The following is a 23440-nucleotide window of genomic DNA, read 5'->3' as shown; positions in this document are numbered from 1 at the left end:
CCGCATCGACAGCCTTAGCCTGGAAAATCTTGCTCCAGCTTTCGCTGAGTTGGCCTACCCGATTGGAGCTGTTCTAGGGATTGACCTTGTTAAAAATAGTAAGTTTATGGATTTACCAGGTTCTTAGGTTAATGAGGTTGTGCTCAATAGCCTTAACCAGAATCTGAACTCTGTCGCGAACCTGCATTTTTTCCATAATTTTCACAAAACGCGCTTTAATCGTTGATTCAGAAACAAAAAGTTCTGCAGCCATCTCTTTATTATTCAAACCGCGTGCGAGAAGCTCAATAACCTCTATCTCTTTAGCGGTAAGAACAGACATGAGTTCCTCATCGGGGGAAATCTCAGTAGGAACCGACTGTTCAAGCCCCTGTACCACATAACGGGTTACCTCAGGGGATAGCACGGAGTCACCGGCGTGAACGGTATGAATTGCGCTGGTGACCTCTTCAGGGAGGGAATCCTTCACCAGATAACCTGAAGCACCGGCTCGTAAGAGATCAACAACATAGCGATCAGTGGCAAAGGTGCTCAGCCCCAATATTTTTATGTCAGGAAAAGAATGGTGAATATACTGGGTTGCCTCAACACCGTCCATCAGAGGCATCTGCATATCCATCAAAATCACATCTGGTTGCAAAGCCCTTGCCTGTGAAATCGCCAACTTGCCATTTGAGGCTTCCCCCACTACTTCCAGGCTTTCATCAGAGGAAAGATAATCCTTCAAAATATTACGAATGAGGGATTCATCATCTACAATGAGAACTTTAACCATGAATGTACCTTCGCTACGTGCAACAAGCTAAAGCGTCAACTAAACCCTGGACATAGTTTTAGGCAGGGGGAGGCTCACCTGGATTCTCCACACGCCGCCATCATCTTGATAAGACAATGTTCCGCCCAAGTCATGAAACCTAGTCTTCATTGATTCTAACCCAGTCAAAGATGAAGCGACGGGTTCGTTATGAGAGATAACGTTCTCTGAGGATAGCATGACGTTACGCTGCCCCACCGTAAGGTCAATTTTTACAGGCCCATCAGAGGAGCCATGCTTGAGAATGTTTGTTCCAATCTCGCGAGCCGTACGTCTTAGTGCTTGGCGTGATGCCAAAGGAAGAAGGCTTACATCCCCAATAACGGTCAAGGTAACAGGAAAGCCTGCACTGTCTAGAGCATCAGATATTTTATGTAAATCGTGGGTGAGGGCCAGCGCAGAGGTGGTTTCCCCTGAAAGACGGGTGCTGCCCAGCAGTAGATTCTCTTCTGTCTGAGGAGCACTGGGCAGCTCGCCTTCAGGCGAGTCATTTTTCTCAGCTCTAAGGACAGTCACCAGCTTGCGAAGATCTTCGAGCGCTTGACTAGCAGAATCCCCAATTCCAGTCAGAATAGCGGCTGTGCTTTCTGGGTTCTTTGCGAACTGTGCGCGTCGTGCCTGCATAGCGATAATAGTGACTTCATGCGCAACAATATCGTGTAACTCGTAGGCAAGACGAGTGCGCTCATCATTCCGTGCCTGGAGCTGGGCTTCCTGAATAGAGATAATCTTTTGCTGGTCTTTTTCCCGCTGAAGCCGGAACCTTCTGAGTACTAGCCCTGTGATGTATGAAAAAACTGCTAATGACGTTGTTATGAACTGAGTATCCAATGTATTTGAACCCCAACCCGGATACACAACAAAAACACACAGGACAATACCGAATGCCACGACCTGACGTTTTGTAGCCAGGTAAGCGCAATACACAGGCACCAGAATTGACGCAGATGAGAACCCAGCCCAGACGAAACTGGAATCGTTATAAAGCACCGTGATGTTGGCAAGAGAAAAATACCAGCCATAAATTCCGGGCATGAGCCCAAAGCCCATCATAAAAACGGGTAGATAGGCAATCGCAACAGCCCATACACGATTCTGGGTATGTGTATTTTCGTAGACCCCCAAAGATAAATCGACCGCAATAAAGATACATACCAGGCAGATAAACAGTGCTCTCATGAACGGTCCAAGGGGAAACCACTTCTTGCTGGAAGCACTATGGGGGCTTGTCGTCATAGGTTTATGCTACCAAACCCTTTGTGATGCCCCGAAGCATATGAGTGTTAGTCACATATCCCTGTTCTGCAAAGCCAGCCGAAGAAGGTAGGGGATGCGCTAGCTGCTGAAGTAGATGAGATATGAGCATCAATATCCCACGGCAAAGAAGCAGCCCGCGCAGGTGAAAAACTGAGGGTGAGAGCAACGGCGATGGAGATAATTGCCAGTGCTTTGCTGATGTTCTTCATGGCTCGGAGTCCTTAGTGTTGTGAGTTGAGTTAGACTGTTGTCCTGCTATCTATTGTGGAGTATTAGGCTCACGTAAGGGTATATACAAAAGTTCAGAAGTGGATTACCTATTGTTGTACTTAAGTTCAAGGTCTAGAGATTTTGTCTTCTGAACTAGCCTCCGAAAATTGGGCTGAGTTAAATTCTAGACAACCAGGACCCCAAAGGCTTACTCCGATACCTCACCGGAGTCCAGGCCCTTCAGCCGCTCCTGAAAACGATTATTGTTACACCCAAAAAACATACTCATCAACAGCCGTGAAGAACTCCTCAACACTCGCAAAACGCCCCCCGTAATACATCTCAGCCTTCAAATGCCCAAAAAGTTCTCCATCACAGCATTGTCATAGCAATTACCCTTGCGTGACATGGACTGAACACCACCGACCGACTTAATCAGTTTCCGCCAGCTAGAATGCTGATACTGGAAACCCGATCAGTACGAACCACCAACCCCATACCAGGTTCATGCCACATCAAAGCCTCCTTCAACGAAGCAGATGTGAACTTTGTCGACGGCGAAGTCGATAACTCGTGCGCCAGAATACTACAATCATGCAAATCCATAAGGGGTGCCAATAAACCTTGGTACCGCAGACTCAAAACTCAGTGGCATCACTGACCCACACAGCATTAGGCTCCTTGGGAGTGAAGTTACGGTTCAAAAGATTTTCAGCGATACAACTAACCTGCCCCTGATAAGAGCTGTACTTTTTACCTGCCCTGACCTTGTACTTCAGCCCTATCTGGTCCATGAGATTGTAGACGAGCTTGTGATTGACTTTCCACCCTAGGTGGCATAGTTCGGCAAGGACACGGCGGTAACTATACCGCCGTTTCGTTTTCTTAAAGATAGCTATAATGGCTTTCTTCAGCTGAGTATGCACATCAGGATGATTTAGCCGTAACTGGTGGTAGAAGTATGTTGATCAGGCCAAACCTGCTGCTTGAAGTAAATTACTCAGGTGGTGTTCTGACTTGAGGACGGCGATGATTTTGGCCTTTAGCCTTGCCGTTGGTTCCTCAAGTCCCGCAATTTTTTAGGCAGATGTTTTCTGCCTCTAGTTGCTCAATCCTACGGCGTAGCTTCTCTTCCTCTGTGAGCGTCTTTGGTTTGTTTACTCCCTTGGGGCGTCCTTACGCTATTTTGCGACCCTACCACCCGCTCTTGCCCATTTCACCGTGAACCGGCTGACGGTCTACCGATTCAGCGCAGGCAGCTGGCAGCAGCTGGGGACAGTGCGCCTTTAAACAATAGAAGCTTATTCATAAAGGTCGGTGGAGCAGGCTCGCAGCGAAGCTGCTGGCTCGATGAAGTGAGCGGGTGCGAGCGCGCGAGCACGCAAGAGCGAACGGAATCCGCCGTTAGGCGGGGCGTGAGGGTCAGGCTTGCGCCTATTCCGCCCGCAGATTTATTTCCTCGCGCGCTCGGAATCTGCTGGGCTCCATCCAGCGCGAGCCTGCGGAACCGCTTATGAATAAGCTTTATCGATAAAACGCTAGTGGTCAGAGTCCACTTCGGTGGTGGTGACCAGTTCAGCGGTGCGGGAGATACCGTTAATCTCGTTGGGTACCTCGGGCAGGTCGATGCTGGCAAATACCTCGGCGGTGCCGTCCGCAATCTTCGCCAGAGAAACAACGTGCAGCTTCTTGGTGGCGGGGTCGGTGACGTAGGCGGTTTCACCGTCTACCCAGATGGCGGGGCGGGGGTCCTGCCAAACCTCGGACTCGGTCCAGGAATCCATGATGTCAACGGAGCCCAGCTCGGTGCCGTCCTCAGCCCAGAAGCGCAACTTACCGTCGGTTGTCAGCAGCAGGTGGGAGCCTTCGGGGCCGCGGGCCAGTGAACGGAAGGTGTAGGAGACGCCTTCGGGTAGGGCAATCTTAGCGCGTTCCTTGGTGATGGTGTTGATCAGGGCGAACTGTTCGGGGCGTTCGAGCTCGGCGTCCTGGTCGGTTTTGTAGTCGGCAAGCACGATAGCTGAATCAGCTGAGCCGGCCTGGTTGCCGGAACGGGAGTAGGGGTCTTCGGGGTTGGTGACCTTGGTGAAAGTGCCGTTTGCGTAGATGAGGGCGCCGTCCTGGCAGCCGACGGTGAAGGTGTCGTTAGCGGCGATCGCTTCGCCGTGGATGCCGGGGCAGTCGAGGTTTTCGGTGACAACCGAGCCGTCTGCGTTGATGACGGCTGCGCCGGTGCGGGCGTCCTCGGTGCCTACCGAAACCAGGTACTGGTTGTTCTCGAGGGGGATGGCCAGGCCGTGGTGGGCATCGGGCAGGGTAATGGTTTCAGTGCTGACGCTGGTGGCGGTGTACTGGTCAGCACCTGTCAGGTCGGCGGGGGAGTAGACCTCGATGGTGCCGGTGTTGTCGGCGAACATGGCTGAGCGGCCGTAGTCGGTGATGACGTGGCCGGTGCCGTCCGCTGCGAAGGACAGGGAGGTGAGGGTGGGGGTGGTGGTGTAGTAGTGGTCGTGGTCGCCGTGGGCCTGGGTCCAGGCGCCCATGTCGAGCATGGTATAGGAGGAGCCGTCGGCTACGACCAGGTGGCGGTTGTCGCCTGCGGGCTGCAGGCGTAGGAAGCCTTCTTTTTCAATGGTTTCGATGACTTCAAAGGTCTTGCCGTCCACAATCATGATTCCGCCGTCGTAGGTTAGGGCGATGCGGGCTGAGGGGGTGGAGGCTTCGGTGATGGCCGCGCGTTCTGCGGTTGCGGTGGCGCTGGCCTGGTCGCTGCTTGAGGTGGCGGAGGGGGCGGACGCTGCCCCGCAGCCTGCCAGGGTTAGGGCGAGGGTAGCGCTGATGAGGGTGAAAAGAGGACGAGAGGTGTTGTGCATGCCCACCAGTCTAAACTAAATGAGAATCATTTGCATAATGTGGGTGTCAAAAAGGCCCGCACCGAGAAAACGGTGCGGGCCTTTGTGTAACTCTGATGGGCTAGAGCAGGTTGTCCTGGCCCAGTTCTTTCAGGGTATTGACGGTGTTCTTCACGCTCTGGGCGTCGTCGCGCACGGTGACAAGCAGGGCATCTGCGGTGTCAACGATAACAACATCTTCGATACCGATGACCGAAATCTTACGGCCGGTGTTGTTGACGACGATACCGGTGGATTCTTCGCTGATGACGCTGGACTTGTCGCCCAGTACGAAGAGGTCGTCACCGCTCTTTTCGATGTTGAGGCGGGCTACGGCGTCAAAGTCACCTACGTCGTCCCAGCTGAAACGACCGGGAACCATGGCTACGTCACCGGCTGCCGCGGCAGGCTCAGCTACTGCATAGTCGATGGCGGTCTTGGGTAGGGTCTCCCAGAGACGGTTCATGCAGGCTTCACGTGCGGGGGTGTCCCAGGCGCGGGCGATTTCCATGATGCCGGCGTAGAGCTCGGGCTCATTAGCTTCGAGATGCTGCAGCATGAGGGCAGCAGGGGCCACGAACATGCCGGCGTTCCAGGTGTAGTCGCCGCTGGCTACGTACTCGGTTGCGGTGGCCTCGTTGGGCTTTTCGACGAACTGCTCAACGGCAAGGACGCTGGGGGCGTCTTCCAGCCCCAGATTCTGGGTGGCCTTAATGTAGCCGAAGGCGGTGGAAGGTTCGGTGGGCTCGATGCCGATGGTGACGATCTTGCCGGAGGCCGCAGCGTGTACGGCCTCGCGTACTACAGCCTGGAATTCTTCGACCGGGCTGATGATGTGGTCAGCGGCGAAGGAGCCAATGATGGCCTCGGGGTCACGCTCGTGCAGAATAGCGCAGGCAAGGCCAATGGCTGCTGCGGAGTCGCGAGGTGAGGGTTCGAGTACCAGATCGGACCCGCGCAGCTCTGAGAGCTGCTGGGTGACGGCATTGGCGTGGGCCTGGCCGGTGACGACAAGGACGCCATCAGCCGCGAGGTCAACCAAGCGATCGTAGGTAGCACGGAGGAGGGAAGAACCTGTCCCGGTCAGGTCAAGCAGAAATTTAGGTTCTACGGCGCGAGAGAGGGGCCATAGGCGGGACCCTACGCCGCCGGCCGGAATGAGGGGGTAGAACCGTTCAAGTGGTGTTCTCATTGTTTCTACAGTGTACCCAGAATTGAAGTCATAATGATGAAATCTTTTCCTTAAACTGTACGGCGCCGGTCGCTTTTGACGGAAAACCTCACGGCGGCTTCCGCATAATAACGCCGATAGCTGGCTTAAGGGCATTAAAACCTTGCCTATTTCCCGGAAATACGGGGGTAAGAGATGGTGACACGGTGTAAGTAAGCGGCCCTAAAACCTGCTAATCTTGCTGTTGAGTAGAACACACAATACGTATGTTGCGTGGGCGCACAGATGGGCTCAACCTATCGGTGTGTCGTCTCGCATCACACAGGAGGTTATTCAGTGCCGAATACATCCAAGGGCACGCTGTACCGCGGCCGTGAAGGTATGTGGTCGTGGGTTGCCCACCGCATTACCGGTATCGCCATTTTCTTCTTCTTGCTGGTTCACGTGCTTGATACCGCCGTTGTCCGCGTCTCTCCTGAGGCCTACAACGCCGTCATGCACATCTACAAGAACCCCATCATGGGTCTGGGTGAAGCTGTTCTGGTAGCAGCTATTGTCTACCACGCTTTTAACGGTATCCGCATTATCCTGGTGGACTTCTGGAAGAACGGCGCCAAGAACCAGAAGGCTATGCTCTGGGGCGTCCTGGTGCTCTGGGCCGTCGTCATGGTTCCCTTCCTCGTCCGTCATCTCATGCTCGTCTTTGGGGGTCACTAAGACATGGCAACTCCTCTGAAAACCAAGATTTCGGTTCCCCGTAGCCGCGACAACACCGTATCGGGTGTCAAATACAACCGCGCCTCGTCCAAGCGCAACAACTTCGAGATGTTCGCCTGGCTTTACATGCGTGTCTCCGGTGTTCTGCTGGTCATCCTGATTTTCGGTCACCTCTTCGTCAACCTCATGATGGGCGAAGGCGTACACCGCATCGACTTCGGTTTCGTCGGCGGTAAGCTGGCTAACCCCTTCTGGCAGGTCTGGGATCTTCTGCTCCTGTGGCTGGCTATGCTGCACGGCGCTAACGGCATCCGCGTCATCATCGACGATTACGCAGAAAAGGACGGCGTGCGCTTCGCCCTGAAGGTAGCCCTCTTCCTTGCCACCGCTTTCGTGATTCTTCTGGGCACCCTGGTCATCTTCACCTTTGAGCCCTGCCCCGCCGGTGCAGCCGCAGACCTTCTGCCGTCCTTCTGCACCGCCCCGTAAGCTATTGGCGCTCTAGATTTTAGAAAGAAGCATTCACACAATGCAGGTACATAAGTACGACGTCGTTATCATCGGCGCAGGCGGCGCAGGTATGCGAGCCGCTATCGAAGCTGGCCAGCGCGTCCGCACCGCTGTGCTCACCAAGCTCTACCCCACCCGCTCCCACACCGGTGCTGCCCAGGGCGGCATGTGTGCGGCTCTGGCTAACGTTGAAGAGGACAACTGGGAGTGGCATACCTTTGACACCATCAAGGGCGGTGACTACCTGGTAGACCAGGACTCAGCTGAGGTCATGGCTAAGGAAGCCATCGATGCCGTTCTCGATCTCGAGAAGATGGGTCTTCCCTTTAACCGCACCCCCGAGGGTCGTATTGACCAGCGCCGCTTCGGTGGTCACACCCGCGACCACGGTAAGGCTCCTGTGCGTCGCGCCTGCTACGCAGCAGACCGCACCGGTCACATGATTCTGCAGACCCTCTACCAGAACTGCGTCAAGCACAACGTAGAGTTCTACAACGAGTACTACGTTCTTGATCTGGTTATGGTTGAGGACGAGGACGGCGTCCGCCGCCCCGCAGGCGTTGTCTCCTACGACCTGGCCACCGGCGACGTCCACGTCTTCCAGGCCAAGAGCGTCATTTTCGCCTCCGGTGGCTGTGGCAAGATTTTCAAGACCACCTCCAACGCCCACACCCTGACCGGCGACGGTATGGCTATTGCTCTGCGCAACGGTATTCCGCTGGAAGACATGGAGTTCGTGCAGTTCCACCCCACCGGTCTTGCTGGCCTGGGTATCTTGGTCTCTGAAGCCGCCCGCGGTGAAGGCGGTATTCTGCGTAACTCCGACGGCGAACGCTTCATGGAGCGTTACGCCCCCACCATCAAGGACCTGGCACCTCGCGATATCGTGGCCCGTTCCATGGCGAACGAGGTACGTGAGGGTCGAGGCTGCGGCCCCAACAAGGACTACGTCCTGCTGGACCTGACTCACCTTGAGCCCTCCCATATCGACGAGAAGCTCCCGGACATCACAGAGTTCGCTCGTACCTACCTGGGCGTTGAACCCTACACCGAGCCCGTCCCGGTCTTCCCCACCGCTCACTACGCCATGGGCGGTATTCCCACCAACATCAAGGCAGAGGTGCACTCAAACTCCGAGGACATCATCCCCGGTCTCTACGCTGCCGGTGAGGTCGCCTGCGTATCGGTCCACGGTTCTAACCGCCTGGGCACCAACTCCCTGCTTGACATCAACGTCTTTGGTAAGCGCGCTGGTATCTACGCAGCAGAATACGCAGCATCAGCTGACTTCCTCCCCGTCCCCGACGACGCAGCCGATGCCACCCTGGAACTGCTCAACCAGATCCGCAACGGCGAAGGTACCGAAAAGGTCGGCCAGCTGCGTAAGGAACTGCAGGATGTCATGGACGCCGACATGCAGGTTTTCCGCACCGAGGCAACCATCCACAACGCCGTCAACAAGATCGTTGAGCTTGAAGAGCGCTACAAGAACATCCAGATTCAGGACAAGGGCAAGCGCTTCAACCTCGACCTGCTTGAAGCAGTTGAACTGGGCTTCCTGCTGGAACTGGCCAAGGTCATGTCCGTTGCTGCCCTGCACCGCAAGGAATCCCGCGGCGGTCACTTCCGCGAGGACTACCCCGACCGCGACGACGCCAACTTCATGAAGCACTCAATGGTCTACCTCGATGAGAACGCCGAGATGGAAGGCATTAAGGGCCTGCGTTTTGACACCAAGCCCGTGACCTTCACCCGCTACGAACCGATGGAGCGTAAGTACTAAAATGGCTGATTTTGAAGCACGTGAACCCGAATCCAAGGTTGAGCTGAAGTCTGAGTCAGGCGAAGCGGGCGCTATTCCCACCTTCGACGTGACTGTGCAGGTTCGCCGTTACAACCCCGAAGAGTCAGCAGAAGCCCACTGGGACGAATTCAAGCTGACTATGTACGGCACCGACCGTGTGCTCGATGCCCTGCACAAGATTAAGTGGGAGATCGACGGCTCGCTGTCCTTCCGCCGCTCCTGTGCTCACGGTATCTGCGGCTCCGACGCTATGCGCATCAACGGCCGTAACCGTCTGGCCTGCAAGACCCTGCTCAAGGACCTTGACCTGTCCAAGCCGATTACCGTTGAGCCCATCAAGGGTCTGCCCTGCGAGAAGGACCTCATCGTAGATATGGAACCCTTCTTCCAGGCCTACCGTGAGATTATGCCCTTCCTGGTCAACGATACCCACGAGCCGGAGCGCGAGCGTTACCAGTCCCAGGAGGATCGCGCCCGCTTTGACGACACCACCAAATGCATCCTCTGCGCTGCGTGTACCTCGTCCTGCCCCGTCTTCTGGACCGACGGCCAGTACTTCGGCCCCGCAGCTATCGTTAACGCCCACCGCTTCATCTTCGACTCTCGCGATGATGCTGGCGATATGCGTCTTGAGATTCTCAACGACAAGGAAGGCGTCTGGCGTTGCCGCACCACCTTCAACTGCACCGAGGCCTGCCCTCGCGGTATTGAAATTACCAAGGCGATTGCCGAGGTCAAGCAGGCTATCCTGGCCCGCTCCCTCTAAAGGCCGGCAGAAAGTCGCGCTCCACATCCCCTGTGGAGCGCGACTTTTTGTATGAGGGGCTACTCTATATACATGTCGTCCTATTCTTTTGCTGCAAGCTCCTTGGATCTGAGCTCACCCTTGTTTGCCCAGCGTCTGCGTACCCTGGTGCCGGAACTGATTGCTTTTCGCCGCGAGGTGCATCAGAACCCTGAGCTGTCCTACCTTGAGAACAAGACGACCGAGCGTATTTTCCGTACCCTCACCGAAGCGGGGCTGGCGCCCAAGCATTTGAAGGGTACCGGCTGCTACGTGGATGTGGGTTCTGGCCCGATGGCCGCTGCCCTGCGCGCCGATATCGATGCCCTGCCTATTCAGGAGGAAACCGACCTGCCCTACGCCTCGCAGGTCGATGGCGTCATGCACGCCTGCGGTCACGATATTCACCAGACCGTCATGCTGGGGGTGGCTATTGCCCTGCACCGCCTTCACCAGGAGCATCCCCTGGGCGGCACCGTGCGCATTATTTTCCAGCCCGCTGAGGAGCAGCTGCCCGGCGGGGCCGTGGACGTCATTGCCCAGGGCATCCTCGAGGGCGTGCCCCGGGCCTTCGCCCTACACTGTGAACCCAAGGTCGACGTGGGCAAAATTGGCACCCGCATCGGCGCCATTACTAGCGCCTCCGATACCATCAAAATCACTCTCAAGGGCCGCGGCGGCCACACCTCCCGCCCGCACCTGACCGAGGACGTCATTTACGCCCTCTCCCAAATCGCGATCAACGTGCCTGCTGTGCTCTCGCGCAAGACGGACGTCCGCTCCGGCGTGCTGGTTGCCTGGGGACAGATTGAGGCGGGGGTGGCTCCCAACGCTATCCCGTCCACCGCTTTCTTAGCGGGTACCATGCGCTGCCTGGATGCGGACGTCTGGAAGCAGGCTGGTGCCATGCTCGATGAGGTGGTCGATCAGATTGCTGCCCCCTACAACGTAGAGGTTGAGCTTGAGCACTACCGGGGGGTGCCGCCGTCCGTCAATACCGAAGATGAGGTTGCCATGATTGAGGCGGCCTCCCGCGCGGAACTGGGGGAGGACTCCGTGGTGCTGGTGGAGCAGTCCATGGGTGGGGAAGACTTCGCCTGGATGCTTCAGGAGGTTCCCGGCGCCCTGATTCGTCTGGGCACCCGCGTGCCCGGTGGAGTGACCTACGATCTGCACCGGGGGGACTACGCGCCGGACGAACGCGCGATTGAGTACGGAGTGCAGGTTATGGCCGCGACCGCGCTGCGGGCTATCCGCTCGGAGCTGTCTCGCAGCTAACCTCCGGGAAGTTACCGGCTGGTAACTTTTTTCAGAAAATTTTTTGAGAGGGCAGGACGCCCGCCCCGCTCCCGGGGGCGGCCTCCTGCCCTCTGTGATTAGCTCAAATACATATTCTGTGTGATTAAACAGCAGGAGCCTGTTGCGCGGTTCACGCTTTTTGAAGTAAATAGGGGGTGAATGGGAAGCTGAATCACACTAAGATGTGTTGTGTTACGCAAAATTTTCTCTGAAAGCACCACTCACACACAGTTGGCGTAGACTATGCGCCGCCCGCTTTCAGGGCCGTACGAAAAGGACCTTCATGGCTTTCTCACGTAAGCACGTTGCATCCACCGGTTCCATCCTGGGTATCTCAGCCCTGCTGCTGTCAGCATGTGGCGCTGCCCCCGAAGAATCATCCTCAGCCTCCGGCGAGAGCAGCGACTACCTGGGCTGCATCGTTTCTGATTTCGGTGGCTTCCAGGACAAGTCCTTCAACCAGAACTCCTACAAGGGCCTGAAGGATGCTGTTGACGAATACGGCATCGAGTACAAGGAAGCTGAATCCACCACCGAAACCGAGTACGGCCCCAACCTCGACCAGATGGTTCAGTCAGGCTGCAACCTGACCGTTACCGTTGGCTTCGGTCTGGCAGATGCTACCAAGGAAGTAGCAGAAGCTAACCCCGATATGCACTTCACCATCGTTGACGATAACTCCATCGAGCTCGACAACGTGCGCCCCATCGTCTTCGACACCGCCCAGGCTGCCTTCCAGGCAGGCTACCTGGCCGCTGCCCAGACCAAGACCGGTAAGGTTGCAACCTACGGCGGCATGGAATTCCCCACCGTTACCATCTTCATGGACGGCTTTGCCCAGGGCGTTGCCTACTACAACGAGCAGAAGGGCGCCAATGTTGAGGTACTCGGCTGGAACACTGAGGCCCAGTCAGGCACCTTCACCGGTGACTTCGAAGACGCCACCAAGGGCAAGACCAACACCCAGAACTTCCTGGACCAGGGCGCAGACATCATTCTGCCCGTAGCTGGCCCCGTAGGTTCCGGCACCCTCGAAGCTGTCAAGGAATACAACGCCACCAGCCCCGAGAACCCCGCTTCTGTCATCTGGGTTGACGCTGACGGTGTTGAAACCAACCCCGAATTCCAGGACATCATCCTGACCTCCATCATGAAGAAGATGGACGCTGCTATCACCGAAACCATCAAGTCAGACATGGACGGTAACTTCACCTCCGACGCCTACATCGGCACTCTGGAGAACGACGGCGTTGGCCTGGCTCCCTTCCACAACTTCGAATCAGCAGTCTCAGACGAGACCAAGGCTGAGCTCGACAAGATCAAGGAAGACATCATCTCAGGTACCATCAAGGTCGAAACCGCAGGTACCCCCACCGCCTAAGCAGGTAGGTTAGCCTCGGGCTACTCACAACGGCTCACACCCTCAGCAACGAGAGGTGTGAGCCGTTTGTCTGGCCAGCGGTCCTGCTCTTGCAGACAGCCTTTAGGGTAGGAGCCTAAACCGCTAAACTAGGCACAAACACTCCTTCACTCTGCAGCCTGCACCAGGCCGTAGTGTGCGTCCGGTTCTCACACAGAAAGCCACCCCATGAAACTCGAACTGCGCAAGGTCACTAAACGCTTCGGTGACTTTACCGCGAACGATAGCATCGACCTTGTGGTCCGCCCCGGCACAGTACACTGCTTGCTGGGTGAAAACGGCGCGGGTAAGTCCACCCTCATGAACGTCATCTTCGGTCTCTATCAGCCCACCGAAGGCCAGCTGTTCATCGACGATCAGCCGGTTGAGTTCTCAGGCCCCTCAGACGCCATGGCAGCAGGTATCGGCATGGTGCACCAGCACTTTATGCTGGTCCCCGTCTTCACCGTTGCCGAGAACGTGGCCCTGGGCTCCGAATCCCTCAAGGGTGGAACCCTCGATCTTGAGACCACCCGCCGTAAAATCCGTGAGATTTCAGACCGCTACGGCTTTGCTGTCGATCCCGACGCCATCGTTGAAGACCTGCCCGTTGGCGTGCAGCAGCGCGTTGAAATTATCAAGGCCCTGGTGCGCGACGCAGAGATTCTGATTCTTGACGAGCCCACCGCCGTGCTCACCCCGGCAGAAACCGACCAGCTACTGGGCATCATGGACCAGCTCCGCAAGGACGGCAAGTCCCTGCTCTTCATCTCCCACAAGCTCCGCGAAGTCCGCGAAATTTCGGACGACATCACCGTCATCCGCCGCGGCAAGGTCGTGGGCCACGCTGACCCCTCCATGTCGACCACCGAACTGGCCTCCCTCATGGTCGGTAAGGCCGTGCAGCTGACCGTCGATAAGTCTGAGGCCCAGACCAACGACCAGACCTTCGCCGTCGAAAACCTCACCCTGGTTGCAGAGAACGGCGTGCCCCTGCTCAAGGACGTCACCTTCACCGTGCACGGCGGCGAAATTCTCGCCGTTGCCGGTGTGCAGGGCAACGGCCAGACCGAATTGGCAGAATCCATCATCGGTCTGCACCCCAAGGCCACCGGCTCCATGAAGCTCAACGGCACCGAGCTGCTGGGTATGACCACCAAGCAGGTCCTGCGCACCGGCGTCGGCTTCGTGCCCGAAGACCGTAGCAAGGACGGCCTCGTCGGCTCCTTCTCTATTTCAGAGAACCTGATCCTCGACCTTTTCGACACCAAAGATTTCTCATCGGCAGGCACCCTCAACCGTGCCAAGATTTCTGAAAACGCCGACCGGGCAGGTGCTGAGTTCGACATCCGCATGGGCTCCAAGGAGCACACCGCCTCCACCCTTTCCGGCGGTAACCAGCAGAAAATCGTCGTAGCCCGCGAACTCTCCCGCCCGCTAGAACTCTTTGTCGCATCCCAGCCCACCCGCGGCGTCGACGTCGGCTCCATCGAGTTCATCCACAAGCGCATCGTTGAAGAACGCGACAAGGGCGTGCCCGTCATCATCGTCTCCACCGAACTCGACGAGGTTTACGGTCTAGCCGACCGCATCGCCGTCTTCTTCCACGGCGAACTCATGGGCATCGTCCCGCCCAGCACACCCCGCTCCGTGCTCGGTCAGATGATGGCAGGAGCCACCTACGAAGAAGCCCTCGCAGCAGCCGCAGAACACGAAGAAGAAGCCCCCAGCGCTTCCCACGCCAAGCACATGGCCACCACCCCCGAGACCCCCTGGGCAGAAGGAGAAGAGAATGAGCGAGCATAAGCCCGCAACCCCGCAGGTAGACCCTGCCCTTGCTGCCGATACAGCAGTTAAAACCCCGCCCCAGGACGTCCCCTCCCAGCTGGTGGCAACCGAGAAGCCCTCAACCTTCGCCCGCATCGCAGGCGGCAACGTCGGCCTCTCCATCGGCGCAGCCCTGGCAGCCTTCATCGTCGGTGGCCTGCTGATTGCAGCAACCGACCCCGCCACCCAGAAAGCGGCCTCCTACTTCTTCGCCCGCCCCATGGACACCATCAGCGCGGGCTGGACTGCTGCCTACGAGTCCTACCTGGCCCTGCTGCAAGGCGCTATCTACAACCCCAACGGTAAGAGCTTTGTCCAGCAGATTCGCCCCATCACCGAAACCCTGACCGTAGCCACCCCGCTCATCTTCGCGGGCCTGGCCGTAGCCCTCTCCTTCCGAGCAGGTCTCTTCAACATCGGTGCCCAGGGCCAGATTATCCTCGGTGCTATCGTCTCCGGCTGGGTGGGCCTCAATGCCGGCCTTCCCGCCGTCATCACCATCCCCCTGGTAGTCCTCGGCGGCATCCTCGGCGGCGCAATCTGGGGCGGTATCATCGGCGTCCTCAAGGCCAAGACCGGTGCCCACGAAGTCATCCTGTCCATCATGATGAACTACATCGCGGCCAACCTGCTGGTCTACCTGCTCAAGACCCCCCTGCTCCAGCGCGAAGGTAGCTCCAACCCCATCTCCGAAAAGCTACCCGAAAGCTCAGTCTTCCCCCAGATCCTAGGCCCCTCCTTCCGCCTCCACCTGGGCTTCATCCTTGCCATCCTGGCCGTCCTCTTCATCAGCTGGCTCCTGAACCGATCCACCATCGGCTTCCGCCTGCGCGCAGTCGGCGCTAACCCCAACGCCGCTCGCACCGCAGGTATCTCGGTTGCCTCCGGCTACATCATCGTCATGGCCATCTCCGGCGCCCTGGCAGGCCTCGGCGGCACCGCCCAGGTCGCAGGTACCGAAAAGGTGCTCACCACCGGCATCGCAGGTACCCTCGGCTTCGACGCCATCACCGTAGCCCTGCTCGGACGCTCCACCCCCTGGGGTACCTTCTTCGCCGCCCTCCTCTTCGGTGCCTTCCGCGCAGGCGGCGTCTCCATGCAGGTCGCCACCGGCACCTCCATCGACATCGTCCTCGTGCTCCAGGCCCTCATCGTCCTCTTCATCGCCGCACCCCCGCTGGTCCGCGCCATGTTCCGCCTGCCCGACCCCACCGGCAAGCCCAAGAAAAAGAAGTCAGCTAAGAAGAAGGCCGTGGAGGCATAACCATGAGCGTCACCGCAACTCCCGAAACCACCGCCAGCACTTCAGAAGAAAAGCTGGTTGTCAAAAACTGGAAGAACCCCATTATCTACGGTGTACTCGCCGTCATCGGCACCCTGCTCATCGCCCTGCGCGCCCCCAAGAGCACCATCAGCATGAGCATCAGCGACGGCGTCAGCTGGTTCTCCGCCGAACCCCTGAACATTAACCCCCAGGTCTACGGTTGGGTAGCCTCCATCGTTATGCTGGCCCTCGCAGGCTACGCCCTGGTGACCACCAACGCCGGCAAGACCCTGGGCCGCTGGGTAGCCCCCCTCTTCTGGTTCTCCTTTGCCTCCGGCCTACTCATCTGGGCCATTGGCTCTACCGCCAAGCCAGAACTCTCCCTGGTCTCCCTGCTCAACGGCGCCGTGCTGCTCTCCATCCCCATGATCTTCGGCTCCATGGGCGGCCTGCTCTGCGAGCGCTCCGGCATCGTCAACATCGCCATCGAAGGCCAGCTCCTGCTGGGCGCCTTCTCAGCTGTCCTGGTAGGTTCCATCACGAAGAACGCCTGGGCAGGCCTTCTCGCAGCCATGATCGGCGGCATGCTGGTCTCAGCCCTGCTGGCCCTCTTCTCCATCAAGTACCTGGTCGACCAGGTCATCGTGGGTGTCGTGGTCAACGTCCTGGTCTCAGGTCTCACCGGCTTCCTCTTCAGTCGCGTCCTCGAACCCAACGCCTCCACCCTCAACTCAGCCCCCAAGCTGCCGGCCTTCGCCATCCCCGGCCTCTCCGAAATCCCTGTTCTGGGCCCCGTCCTCTTCAACCAGAACGTGCTGGTCTACCTCATGTACATCGTGGTAGCCGTCATCTGGTTCGCCCTCAACAAGACCCGCTGGGGCCTGCGTACCCGTGCTGTCGGTGAGCATCCTAAGGCGGCCGATACCCTGGGCGTTAACGTCAACCGCCTACGCGCCACCAACGTCCTGCTCGCAGGTGCTGTAGCCGGTATGGGCGGAGCCTTCTTCACCCTGGTCTCCGTATCCTCCTTCAACTCCGATATGACCGCCGGTCAGGGCTACATCGCCCTCGCCGCCCTCATCTTCGGCCGCTGGACTCCCATCGGAGCCCTCTCCGCCGCCCTCCTCTTCGGCTTCTCCCTCAACCTGCAGTTCGTCCTTTCCATCCTGGGTACTAGCGTGCCTACCGAACTGCTGGCCATGCTGCCCTACCTGGTTACCATCTTCGCGGTAGCTGGTCTGGTCGGGCGCTCCCGCGGCCCCGCCGCAGTGGGCAAGCCCTACATCAAGGAGTAGGCCCGGACGGACGCAGGGAGATAAGTAGCGCCATCCGGGTTATACAGCCTCGCAGGCTCGGCTGATTCCGCAAACTTTTTCTTTCCTCGCGCGCTCGGAAAAGTTTGCTCCATCCGATCCACGCGCTGGCAGGCGGCATACCCTACCGGCGCTTGAGCTTCTTCTCCCTCTAAACCGGGTGGCCGCTACCTTCATGTAGGGTAGCGGCCACTGCCGTCTTAACGTTCTTGAGGCTGGGCTAGGGTGGAGGCGGACGCCCCGGCAGCCGACTGGCTGGGGCTGGCATGAATCGCGTGCGAGCTCTGCGAGCCTGCGAGAAGGTTAGTCGGCAAAGGGGCGTCCGCCTCCGCCTCCCCATACCTGTAGAAAAACAAAGAAAGATACCAATGACTACGCAAGACATTGACTGGGACCAGCTCACCGCTGCCGCCACCGCAGCCCTGGCGAACTCCTACTCGCCCTACTCCAACTTCGCGGTGGGGGCCGCAGCCCTGACCACCGACGGGCGCCTGATTACCGGCGCGAACATCGAAAACGCCTCCTACGGGATCACCCTCTGCGCCGAATGCTCGCTGATTTCCGAGCTCTTCCGCACCGGCGGCGGCAAGCTTGCCGCATTTGCCTGCGTTGATAAGGACGGCAATGCGCTTATGCCCTGTGGTCGCTGCCGTCAGCTGCTCTACGAACACAGCACCCCCGGCATGCTCCTGCGCTCCACCAGCGGGGTGCTCACCATTGAGCAGATGCTGCCCGACGCCTTCGGCCCCGACCGCCTAGCTGCCCCCTAACGTCCCTATCTTTCCCGTTCACTGACCGCTTTGCTCAGGCCAAGCCCCGGCGCAAACTGGCATACTGGAAGAGACGCCCGAACAACACGACACAACAGGGCAGGGGAGCGAAGCTGCACCCTGCCGGGAAGGTGAGCGCTTGAGCACCGAAGCTTTCGACGCCGTAGACATTATCCGCACCAAACGCGACCACGGAACCCTCACCAACGACCAGATCGACTGGGTTATCGACGCCTATACCCGCGGCGTCGTAGCCGACGAGCAGATGAGCGCCCTGGCCATGGCCATCTTTCTCAACGGCATGAACCGCGAAGAGATCGCCCGCTGGACTGACGCCATGATCCGCTCCGGCGAGCGCATGGATTTCTCATCCATCATCGGTCCCGGCAAAAAACTTGCCACCGCAGATAAGCACTCCACCGGCGGCGTTGGTGACAAAATCACCCTGCCTCTGGCCCCGCTGGTCGCCGTCTATAACGTGGCAGTACCCCAGCTCTCAGGCCGCGGCCTGGGCCACACCGGCGGCACCCTTGACAAACTCGAAGCTATCCCCGGCTGGCAGGCCAACATTTCCAACGAAAAGACCCTGGACATTCTCGGTACCGTCGGCGCTGTTATCTCAGCTGCAGGTACCGGCCTGGCCCCCGCCGACAAGAAGCTCTACGCCCTGCGCGACACCACCTCCACTGTCGAGGCAATCCCACTCATTGCATCGTCCATCATGAGCAAGAAAATCGCCGAAGGTACCGACTCCCTGGTGCTCGACGTCAAGGTCGGCTCCGGTGCCTTTATGAAGGACGCCGCGCGCGCCCGCGAGCTGGCAGAGGTCATGGTTGAGCTGGGCCAGGGCGCCGGCGTTAAAACCAGTGCCCTGCTCACCAACATGGACACCCCCCTGGGCCTGGCCGTTGGCAACGCCAATGAGGTGGCAGAATCTGTTGAGGTGCTCGCCGGCGGTGGGCCCGCCGATATTGTCGAACTAACCGTCGAGCTGGCCCGGGTCATGCTCAAAAACTCCGGCATCGATGCCGACCCCGCCGAGGCTCTTGCGGACGGCCGCGCCATGGACAAGTGGCGCGAAATGATTTCCGCCCAGGGCGGCGACCCCGATGTAGCCCTGCCCCAGGCCCGCGAAACCCACACCGTCTACGCTGACGCAAGCGGCACCCTCACCCGCCTGGACGCCCTGGCCGTGGGCGTGGCGTCCTGGCGCCTGGGCGCAGGCCGAGCCCGCAAGGAAGACGCCGTGCAGCTGGCAGCGGGTATCAACCTGCACGCCAAGCCCGGCGACACCGTCACCGCCGGCCAGCCCCTGATGACGCTGATGACCGACACCCCCGAACGCTTTGAACGAGCCCTGGAATCCCTCAAGGACGCCTGGACTATCGGAGGCGATTACACCCCCACCGACCTGATTCTGGATAGAATCAACGCTTAAAACCTCCCTTCGACCCTGCAAGAAAAGAGAAGAACCGTGGGCCTATTTAGCCGCAAAAAAACTCAGGCACCTGCCCCCGCACAGAACACCGCCCAGCCCGCCTCTAGCGACACCGCCCAGCGGGATGTTCTGGCAACCGGTATCGACGCCGAACAGGCGCATACCCCCAAGACCGCTGAGACTGCCCCTGCCCCCACCCGCCTGGGCGCAGGCGAGGGCCTCAAAGCCGTCGTCAAGCTCATGCGTGCTAAGGCAGAGGGCCAGGTGACCCTGAACCTGACCCAGAACGCCAACGACATGAAGTACACCCTCTACCAGCGCGGCCAGGAAGTTGAGTCTGGTCTGGTCACCCCCGGTAGCGAGTGGTTCCAGGCCGTGGCTGACCTTTACGTTGAGGAAGAGAAGAGCGAGCGCGGCGCCTGGAACCGCGCCCTGATTGTGGTTAACCCCGCCATTGGCAGCGATGCGGCTGTGCACGCTTCTTTCATGAACACCGCCACCAGCAAGACCCACAACCTCAACTACGCCCTGGATATGGGCGCTGCCCAGGCTCAGCAGGTTGCTGAGGCTGAGCAGGGTAAGGATGCCGCCCCCGCCCCGGTTGCCGCAGGGCAGGGGGAAACCGCCGCCCAGGCTGAGGATCGCATGAGCCGGATCTCAGCCCGTCTGGCTCAGGAGAAGGCAGCGCAAGAGAAAGCAGCACAGGAGAATACTGACCAGAGCGAAGCAGAGAAGGCTGAAAGCCCCGCTGAGGAAGCCTCAGATACCGCTGAAGAAGCGGCTGTAGAGCCTGCGCAGGAAGAGGCCCCCGCGGCAGAAGCAGGTAACGATGAAGAAGCTGCTGCGGAAGACGCTGCCGCTGAGGAGGCTCCCGAAACAGATACCGCTTACCAGCAGGGTGCCGTAACCGCCGCTGCCGCTGAGAACTACCCGGCGACTGCGAGCGTCCGCTCTGCAACTCCGGCAGAAGAAGCAGCGCCCGCCGAAGACGCCGCCCCGGCAGAAGAAACTACCGCAGCCGACGAGAATGACGCCCACCAGCTGCCCACCCACCTGGATGACAGCGAATTCGAGACCGAAGACCAGCCCCAGGCGTCCGCTGCACCGGCCCAGGCCAGCAGCCTGCCCGCGTCCGCACCGACCCTGGATGCTCCCATGACCAGCACTAGCGTGGACATCGCCCCCTCCTACGCCGAGCACAGCCAGCCCAAGCCCTCTGCCACCGAGAAGGCCAGCGGCAACCTGGTGCTCACCGAAGCTGAGGTTGTCTCCCGCTTCGCTCCGGCCTACGAGGCCCTGTTCGGGGCAGACGGTACCGCCCGCGATGTGTCTACCGTGCTCATTCGTGTGCGTACCCTGGGCTCCTACTACGACGCCCTGACCCACGTGCGCCGCAATGGCTTCTGGGAGCAGGTGCGCACCTTCGACCTGATCCCCGAAGAGACCCTGGCGATTCTGCAGCTCAAGGCCGACTCCTACAAGGAAGGCCACGGCTCACCCCTGGCCATCAATATCCGCTTCACCCCCGGCACCCCGGTCGAGGCCTCCTTCGATTACACCGATGAAGAAGCCTTCGTGCGCTACCCCGAGCACCTGCCCGCCCAGCAGTACGTTGAAGAGCTGCGCATGTTCCCCCGCACCGGCGAGAACATCCCGGCCCACATGAGTGAGGCCCTAGCCTCCTGGACCTTCTAGGCCCGCTCACCCCTCACCTGACGCACCCGCCCCGAAAGAGCCCCGGCCTTTTCGGGGCGGGCCACTACTGAAAGAACCTTTCCCGCATGACTGCACCCGCGCCCACCACAACCTGGCTCCAGAAACTCCCCAAAGTCTGCCTGCACGACCACCTCGATGGTGGCCTGCTGCCCGAGACCCTCATCGAGCTAGCTGACCAGGTGGGCCACACCCTGCCCGCAACCGACCCGCAGGAGCTGGGGGAGTGGTTCAAACAGGCAGCAGACTCTCGCTCCCTGGCCCGCTACCTAGAAACCTTCGAGCACACCGTAGCCGTCATGCAAACCGCAGAGAACCTGCGCCGGGTTGCCCGCGAGCACGTTCTGACCCTGGCCGCCGACGGCGTTATCTACGGCGAGGTGCGCTGGGCCCCCGAGCTGCACCTGCGCGGTGGGCTGACCATGGCCCAGGCTGTTGAAGCGGTCGCCGACGGGCTCATGGACGGCATGGAGCAGGTAGGTCGGGCCGGCGGACGCATCCTGGTCAACCAGATTCTGTGCGCCATGCGCCACCAAAACAACTCCCTGGAGGTCGTCAAAACCGCCCTGGCCTACCGGGCCCTGGGCGTGGTGGGCTTCGACCTGGCCGGGCCCGAGGACGGCCACCCCACCTCATCTCACGCAGAAGCCCTGAACCTTGCCGCCGAGCACTTCCTGCCCGTCACCCTCCACGCCGGTGAAGCCTTCGGTCTGGCCTCTATCCGCGAAGCCCTGGTCACCGGCCGGGCCCTGCGACTGGGCCACGGCGTCCGTATCACCGAAGACATTACCGCCCGCACCCTGGCAGAGATCGACCCCGATGGCACCCTCATGCCCGGGGCTGACCCCGCCCAGACCATCCTGCAACTGGGGGAGGTGGCCGAAGCAGTCAAAAACCGCCGTATCGTGCTCGAAACCTGCCCCTGCTCCAACCTGCAAACCGATGCCGCTGAAAAGGCCAGCAACGTGGGGCGAAAGAAAGACTTTGAACCGGCGCTCCGCCACGACGAGCACCCGGCAGCCCTGCTCCTGCAGGCAGGGTTCGCCGTGACCATCAACCCCGATAACCGCCTGATGAGCGCCACCAGCATGACCCGGGAATTCGCCGAACTCGCCACCCACCAGGGCTTTGGCCTGCCTGAATTCTTTGAAGTCACCTACAACGCCATCAACGGAGCCTTCTGCTCCTTCGACGAAAAACAGGCCCTGCTCACCAGCATCCAGAGCGCCTACGGGCAGCTGGCCCTCGAAGAGCCCGGCCAGGCAGGCACCGGCCAGGAAGAGCAGCGCGGCGCATGACCCGGCCCAGACAAGAGCACCCCGCACCCGTACCAGAACCCGGTGATCTCGGGGGCAGCTTCGAGCACCTGATGGGGCTCATGCAGACCCTCCGCAGCCCCGACGGCTGCGCCTGGACGTCCGCCCAAACCCACGCGTCCATCATGCACTACCTCATCGAAGAAACCTACGAGGTAGCCGAAGCCGTTGAAGCCCCCGGCGGAGTCAACCTGCCCCTGCTGCGCGAAGAACTCGGGGATGTGCTGCTCAACGTCATCTTCCACGCCACCATGGCCGCCGAAACCCCCGCCGCGCAGGGCGGCTTCACCATGCAGGACGTTATCGACGGGATCGCCGCCAAACTGGTGCGCCGCAACCCCCACGTCTTCGCGTCCACCGACCAGGGCCGCGAAAAGCTCAGCGCCGCCGACATCTACGACACCTGGGACCAGCTCAAAAAAGCCGAAAAACCCGAACGCACCGGCCCCTTCGACGGGCTTCCACCGGCCCTGCCCGCGCTCGCCCTCGCCGCCAAGGTCGTGGAGAGAGCCGAGGCCGCCGGGCTTAACCTCACCGGTGCGGACGCCGGTGGGCAGCCCCCTGCCTTCGCCAACGAGCAGGAGCTGGGTGCCTACCTCTATGAGCTGGTAGTTTCTGCCCGCGTTGCCGGGCTTGACGCGGAACGGGCCCTGCGGATGTATGTGCAAGGGTTGATACGCGACTGAGGCGGTGGGGTGGCGGTGCTCTGGCAGCCCGCTGGCTGGATGTAGCGAGCGGGTGCGTCAGTACATAAGAGCGAGTGGAATCCGCCGTTAGGCGGGGCGTGAATCATGACGAGCCGCCAGGCGAGGAATGAGAGGGTCGGCGGGCAGAAGAGCACCGCCACCCCACCAGCACCGCCATAAGGTAGTTGTGACCCGTTGGTCAGAATCCCACAAAACCTCAGAAGTGCTGAAGAAAACCGTTGGAAATGTTGAATTCC

The 23440-nt window shown here is 59.5% G+C and carries 19 protein-coding genes and 1 pseudogene; 14 read left to right on the top strand and 6 right to left on the bottom strand.

The window, feature by feature from the left end:
• Positions 1-112: 112 nt before the first annotated feature.
• From L6762_RS10840 to L6762_RS10815, 6 genes and pseudogenes are all read right to left on the bottom strand, one after another.
• Positions 113-775: a response regulator gene (locus L6762_RS10840; protein WP_237187247.1), complete on the bottom strand. Its 663-nt coding sequence runs from the start codon at positions 773-775 to the stop codon at positions 113-115.
• A gap of 39 nt (positions 776-814) precedes the next feature.
• A complete protein-coding gene (locus L6762_RS10835) occupies positions 815-2050 on the bottom strand; it encodes a sensor histidine kinase (RefSeq protein WP_237187246.1) in 1236 nt (411 codons plus the stop codon).
• A gap of 47 nt (positions 2051-2097) precedes the next feature.
• A complete protein-coding gene (locus L6762_RS10830) occupies positions 2098-2280 on the bottom strand; it encodes a hypothetical protein (protein ID WP_237187245.1) in 183 nt (60 codons plus the stop codon).
• A 178-nt stretch (positions 2281-2458) separates the two neighbouring features.
• Positions 2459-3457, bottom strand: a pseudogene (locus tag L6762_RS10825) (IS3 family transposase); the annotation flags it as partial.
• A gap of 362 nt (positions 3458-3819) precedes the next feature.
• Complete coding sequence (locus L6762_RS10820; RefSeq protein ID WP_237187244.1) at positions 3820-5154, bottom strand: hypothetical protein; 1335 nt, start codon at positions 5152-5154, stop codon at positions 3820-3822.
• Positions 5155-5254: 100 nt separating this feature from the next.
• Positions 5255-6364 carry a mannose-1-phosphate guanylyltransferase gene (locus tag L6762_RS10815; RefSeq protein ID WP_237187243.1) on the bottom strand — a complete coding sequence of 370 codons (1110 nt, stop codon included), beginning with the start codon at positions 6362-6364 and terminating at the stop codon, positions 5255-5257.
• 315 nt (positions 6365-6679) lie between these two features.
• On the opposite strand from L6762_RS10815, the gene sdhC reads away from it, so the two are divergent.
• The 14 genes from sdhC to L6762_RS10745 all read left to right on the top strand — a co-directional run bounded on the left by sdhC (position 6680) and on the right by L6762_RS10745 (position 23183).
• Positions 6680-7060, top strand: coding sequence for a succinate dehydrogenase, cytochrome b556 subunit (gene sdhC / locus L6762_RS10810; protein WP_237187242.1), 381 nt, complete (start codon positions 6680-6682; stop codon positions 7058-7060).
• A 3-nt stretch (positions 7061-7063) separates the two neighbouring features.
• Entirely contained in the window at positions 7064-7549 is a 486-nt protein-coding gene (locus L6762_RS10805) for a succinate dehydrogenase hydrophobic membrane anchor subunit (RefSeq protein ID WP_237187241.1), read from the top strand.
• A 40-nt stretch (positions 7550-7589) separates the two neighbouring features.
• Positions 7590-9353: a succinate dehydrogenase flavoprotein subunit gene (gene sdhA, locus L6762_RS10800; RefSeq protein WP_135011169.1), complete on the top strand. Its 1764-nt coding sequence runs from the start codon at positions 7590-7592 to the stop codon at positions 9351-9353.
• A 1-nt stretch (position 9354) separates the two neighbouring features.
• Positions 9355-10140, top strand: coding sequence for a succinate dehydrogenase iron-sulfur subunit (locus tag L6762_RS10795; RefSeq protein WP_135011168.1), 786 nt, complete (start codon positions 9355-9357; stop codon positions 10138-10140).
• Between the two features lie 72 nt (positions 10141-10212).
• Positions 10213-11436 carry an amidohydrolase gene (locus tag L6762_RS10790; protein WP_237187240.1) on the top strand — a complete coding sequence of 408 codons (1224 nt, stop codon included), beginning with the start codon at positions 10213-10215 and terminating at the stop codon, positions 11434-11436.
• Positions 11437-11740: 304 nt separating this feature from the next.
• A complete protein-coding gene (locus tag L6762_RS10785) occupies positions 11741-12838 on the top strand; it encodes a BMP family lipoprotein (protein ID WP_237187239.1) in 1098 nt (365 codons plus the stop codon).
• Positions 12839-13045: 207 nt separating this feature from the next.
• On the top strand, positions 13046-14662 hold the full coding sequence (locus L6762_RS10780) for an ABC transporter ATP-binding protein (protein WP_237187238.1): 1617 nt from the start codon (positions 13046-13048) through the stop codon (positions 14660-14662).
• A complete protein-coding gene (locus tag L6762_RS10775) occupies positions 14649-15947 on the top strand; it encodes an ABC transporter permease (protein WP_237187237.1) in 1299 nt (432 codons plus the stop codon). Before L6762_RS10780 ends, L6762_RS10775 begins: the two co-directional genes overlap by 14 nt.
• A 2-nt stretch (positions 15948-15949) precedes the next feature.
• Positions 15950-17242 carry an ABC transporter permease gene (locus L6762_RS10770; protein WP_237187236.1) on the top strand — a complete coding sequence of 431 codons (1293 nt, stop codon included), beginning with the start codon at positions 15950-15952 and terminating at the stop codon, positions 17240-17242.
• A 386-nt stretch (positions 17243-17628) separates the two neighbouring features.
• Positions 17629-18030, top strand: a complete 402-nt coding sequence (locus L6762_RS10765; protein ID WP_237187235.1) for a cytidine deaminase — start codon at positions 17629-17631, stop codon at positions 18028-18030.
• Positions 18031-18169: 139 nt separating this feature from the next.
• Positions 18170-19468 carry a thymidine phosphorylase gene (locus tag L6762_RS10760; RefSeq protein ID WP_237187234.1) on the top strand — a complete coding sequence of 433 codons (1299 nt, stop codon included), beginning with the start codon at positions 18170-18172 and terminating at the stop codon, positions 19466-19468.
• Between the two features lie 36 nt (positions 19469-19504).
• A complete protein-coding gene (locus L6762_RS10755; RefSeq protein ID WP_237187233.1) occupies positions 19505-21163 on the top strand; it encodes a hypothetical protein in 1659 nt (552 codons plus the stop codon).
• Between the two features lie 86 nt (positions 21164-21249).
• Positions 21250-22479 (top strand): adenosine deaminase, encoded by a 1230-nt coding sequence (locus L6762_RS10750; RefSeq protein ID WP_237187232.1) that lies wholly within the window; start codon positions 21250-21252, stop codon positions 22477-22479.
• A complete protein-coding gene (locus tag L6762_RS10745) occupies positions 22476-23183 on the top strand; it encodes a MazG nucleotide pyrophosphohydrolase domain-containing protein (protein WP_237187231.1) in 708 nt (235 codons plus the stop codon). Before L6762_RS10750 ends, L6762_RS10745 begins: the two co-directional genes overlap by 4 nt.
• Positions 23184-23440 lie beyond the last annotated feature (257 nt).

It is taken from the genome of Rothia nasimurium, assembly GCF_928381705.1.
GTDB classification, from domain to species: domain Bacteria; phylum Actinomycetota; class Actinomycetes; order Actinomycetales; family Micrococcaceae; genus Rothia; species Rothia nasimurium_G.
The sequence above is the reverse complement of the archived record's forward strand: the minus strand, read 5'-3'. Positions and strand labels throughout refer to the sequence as shown.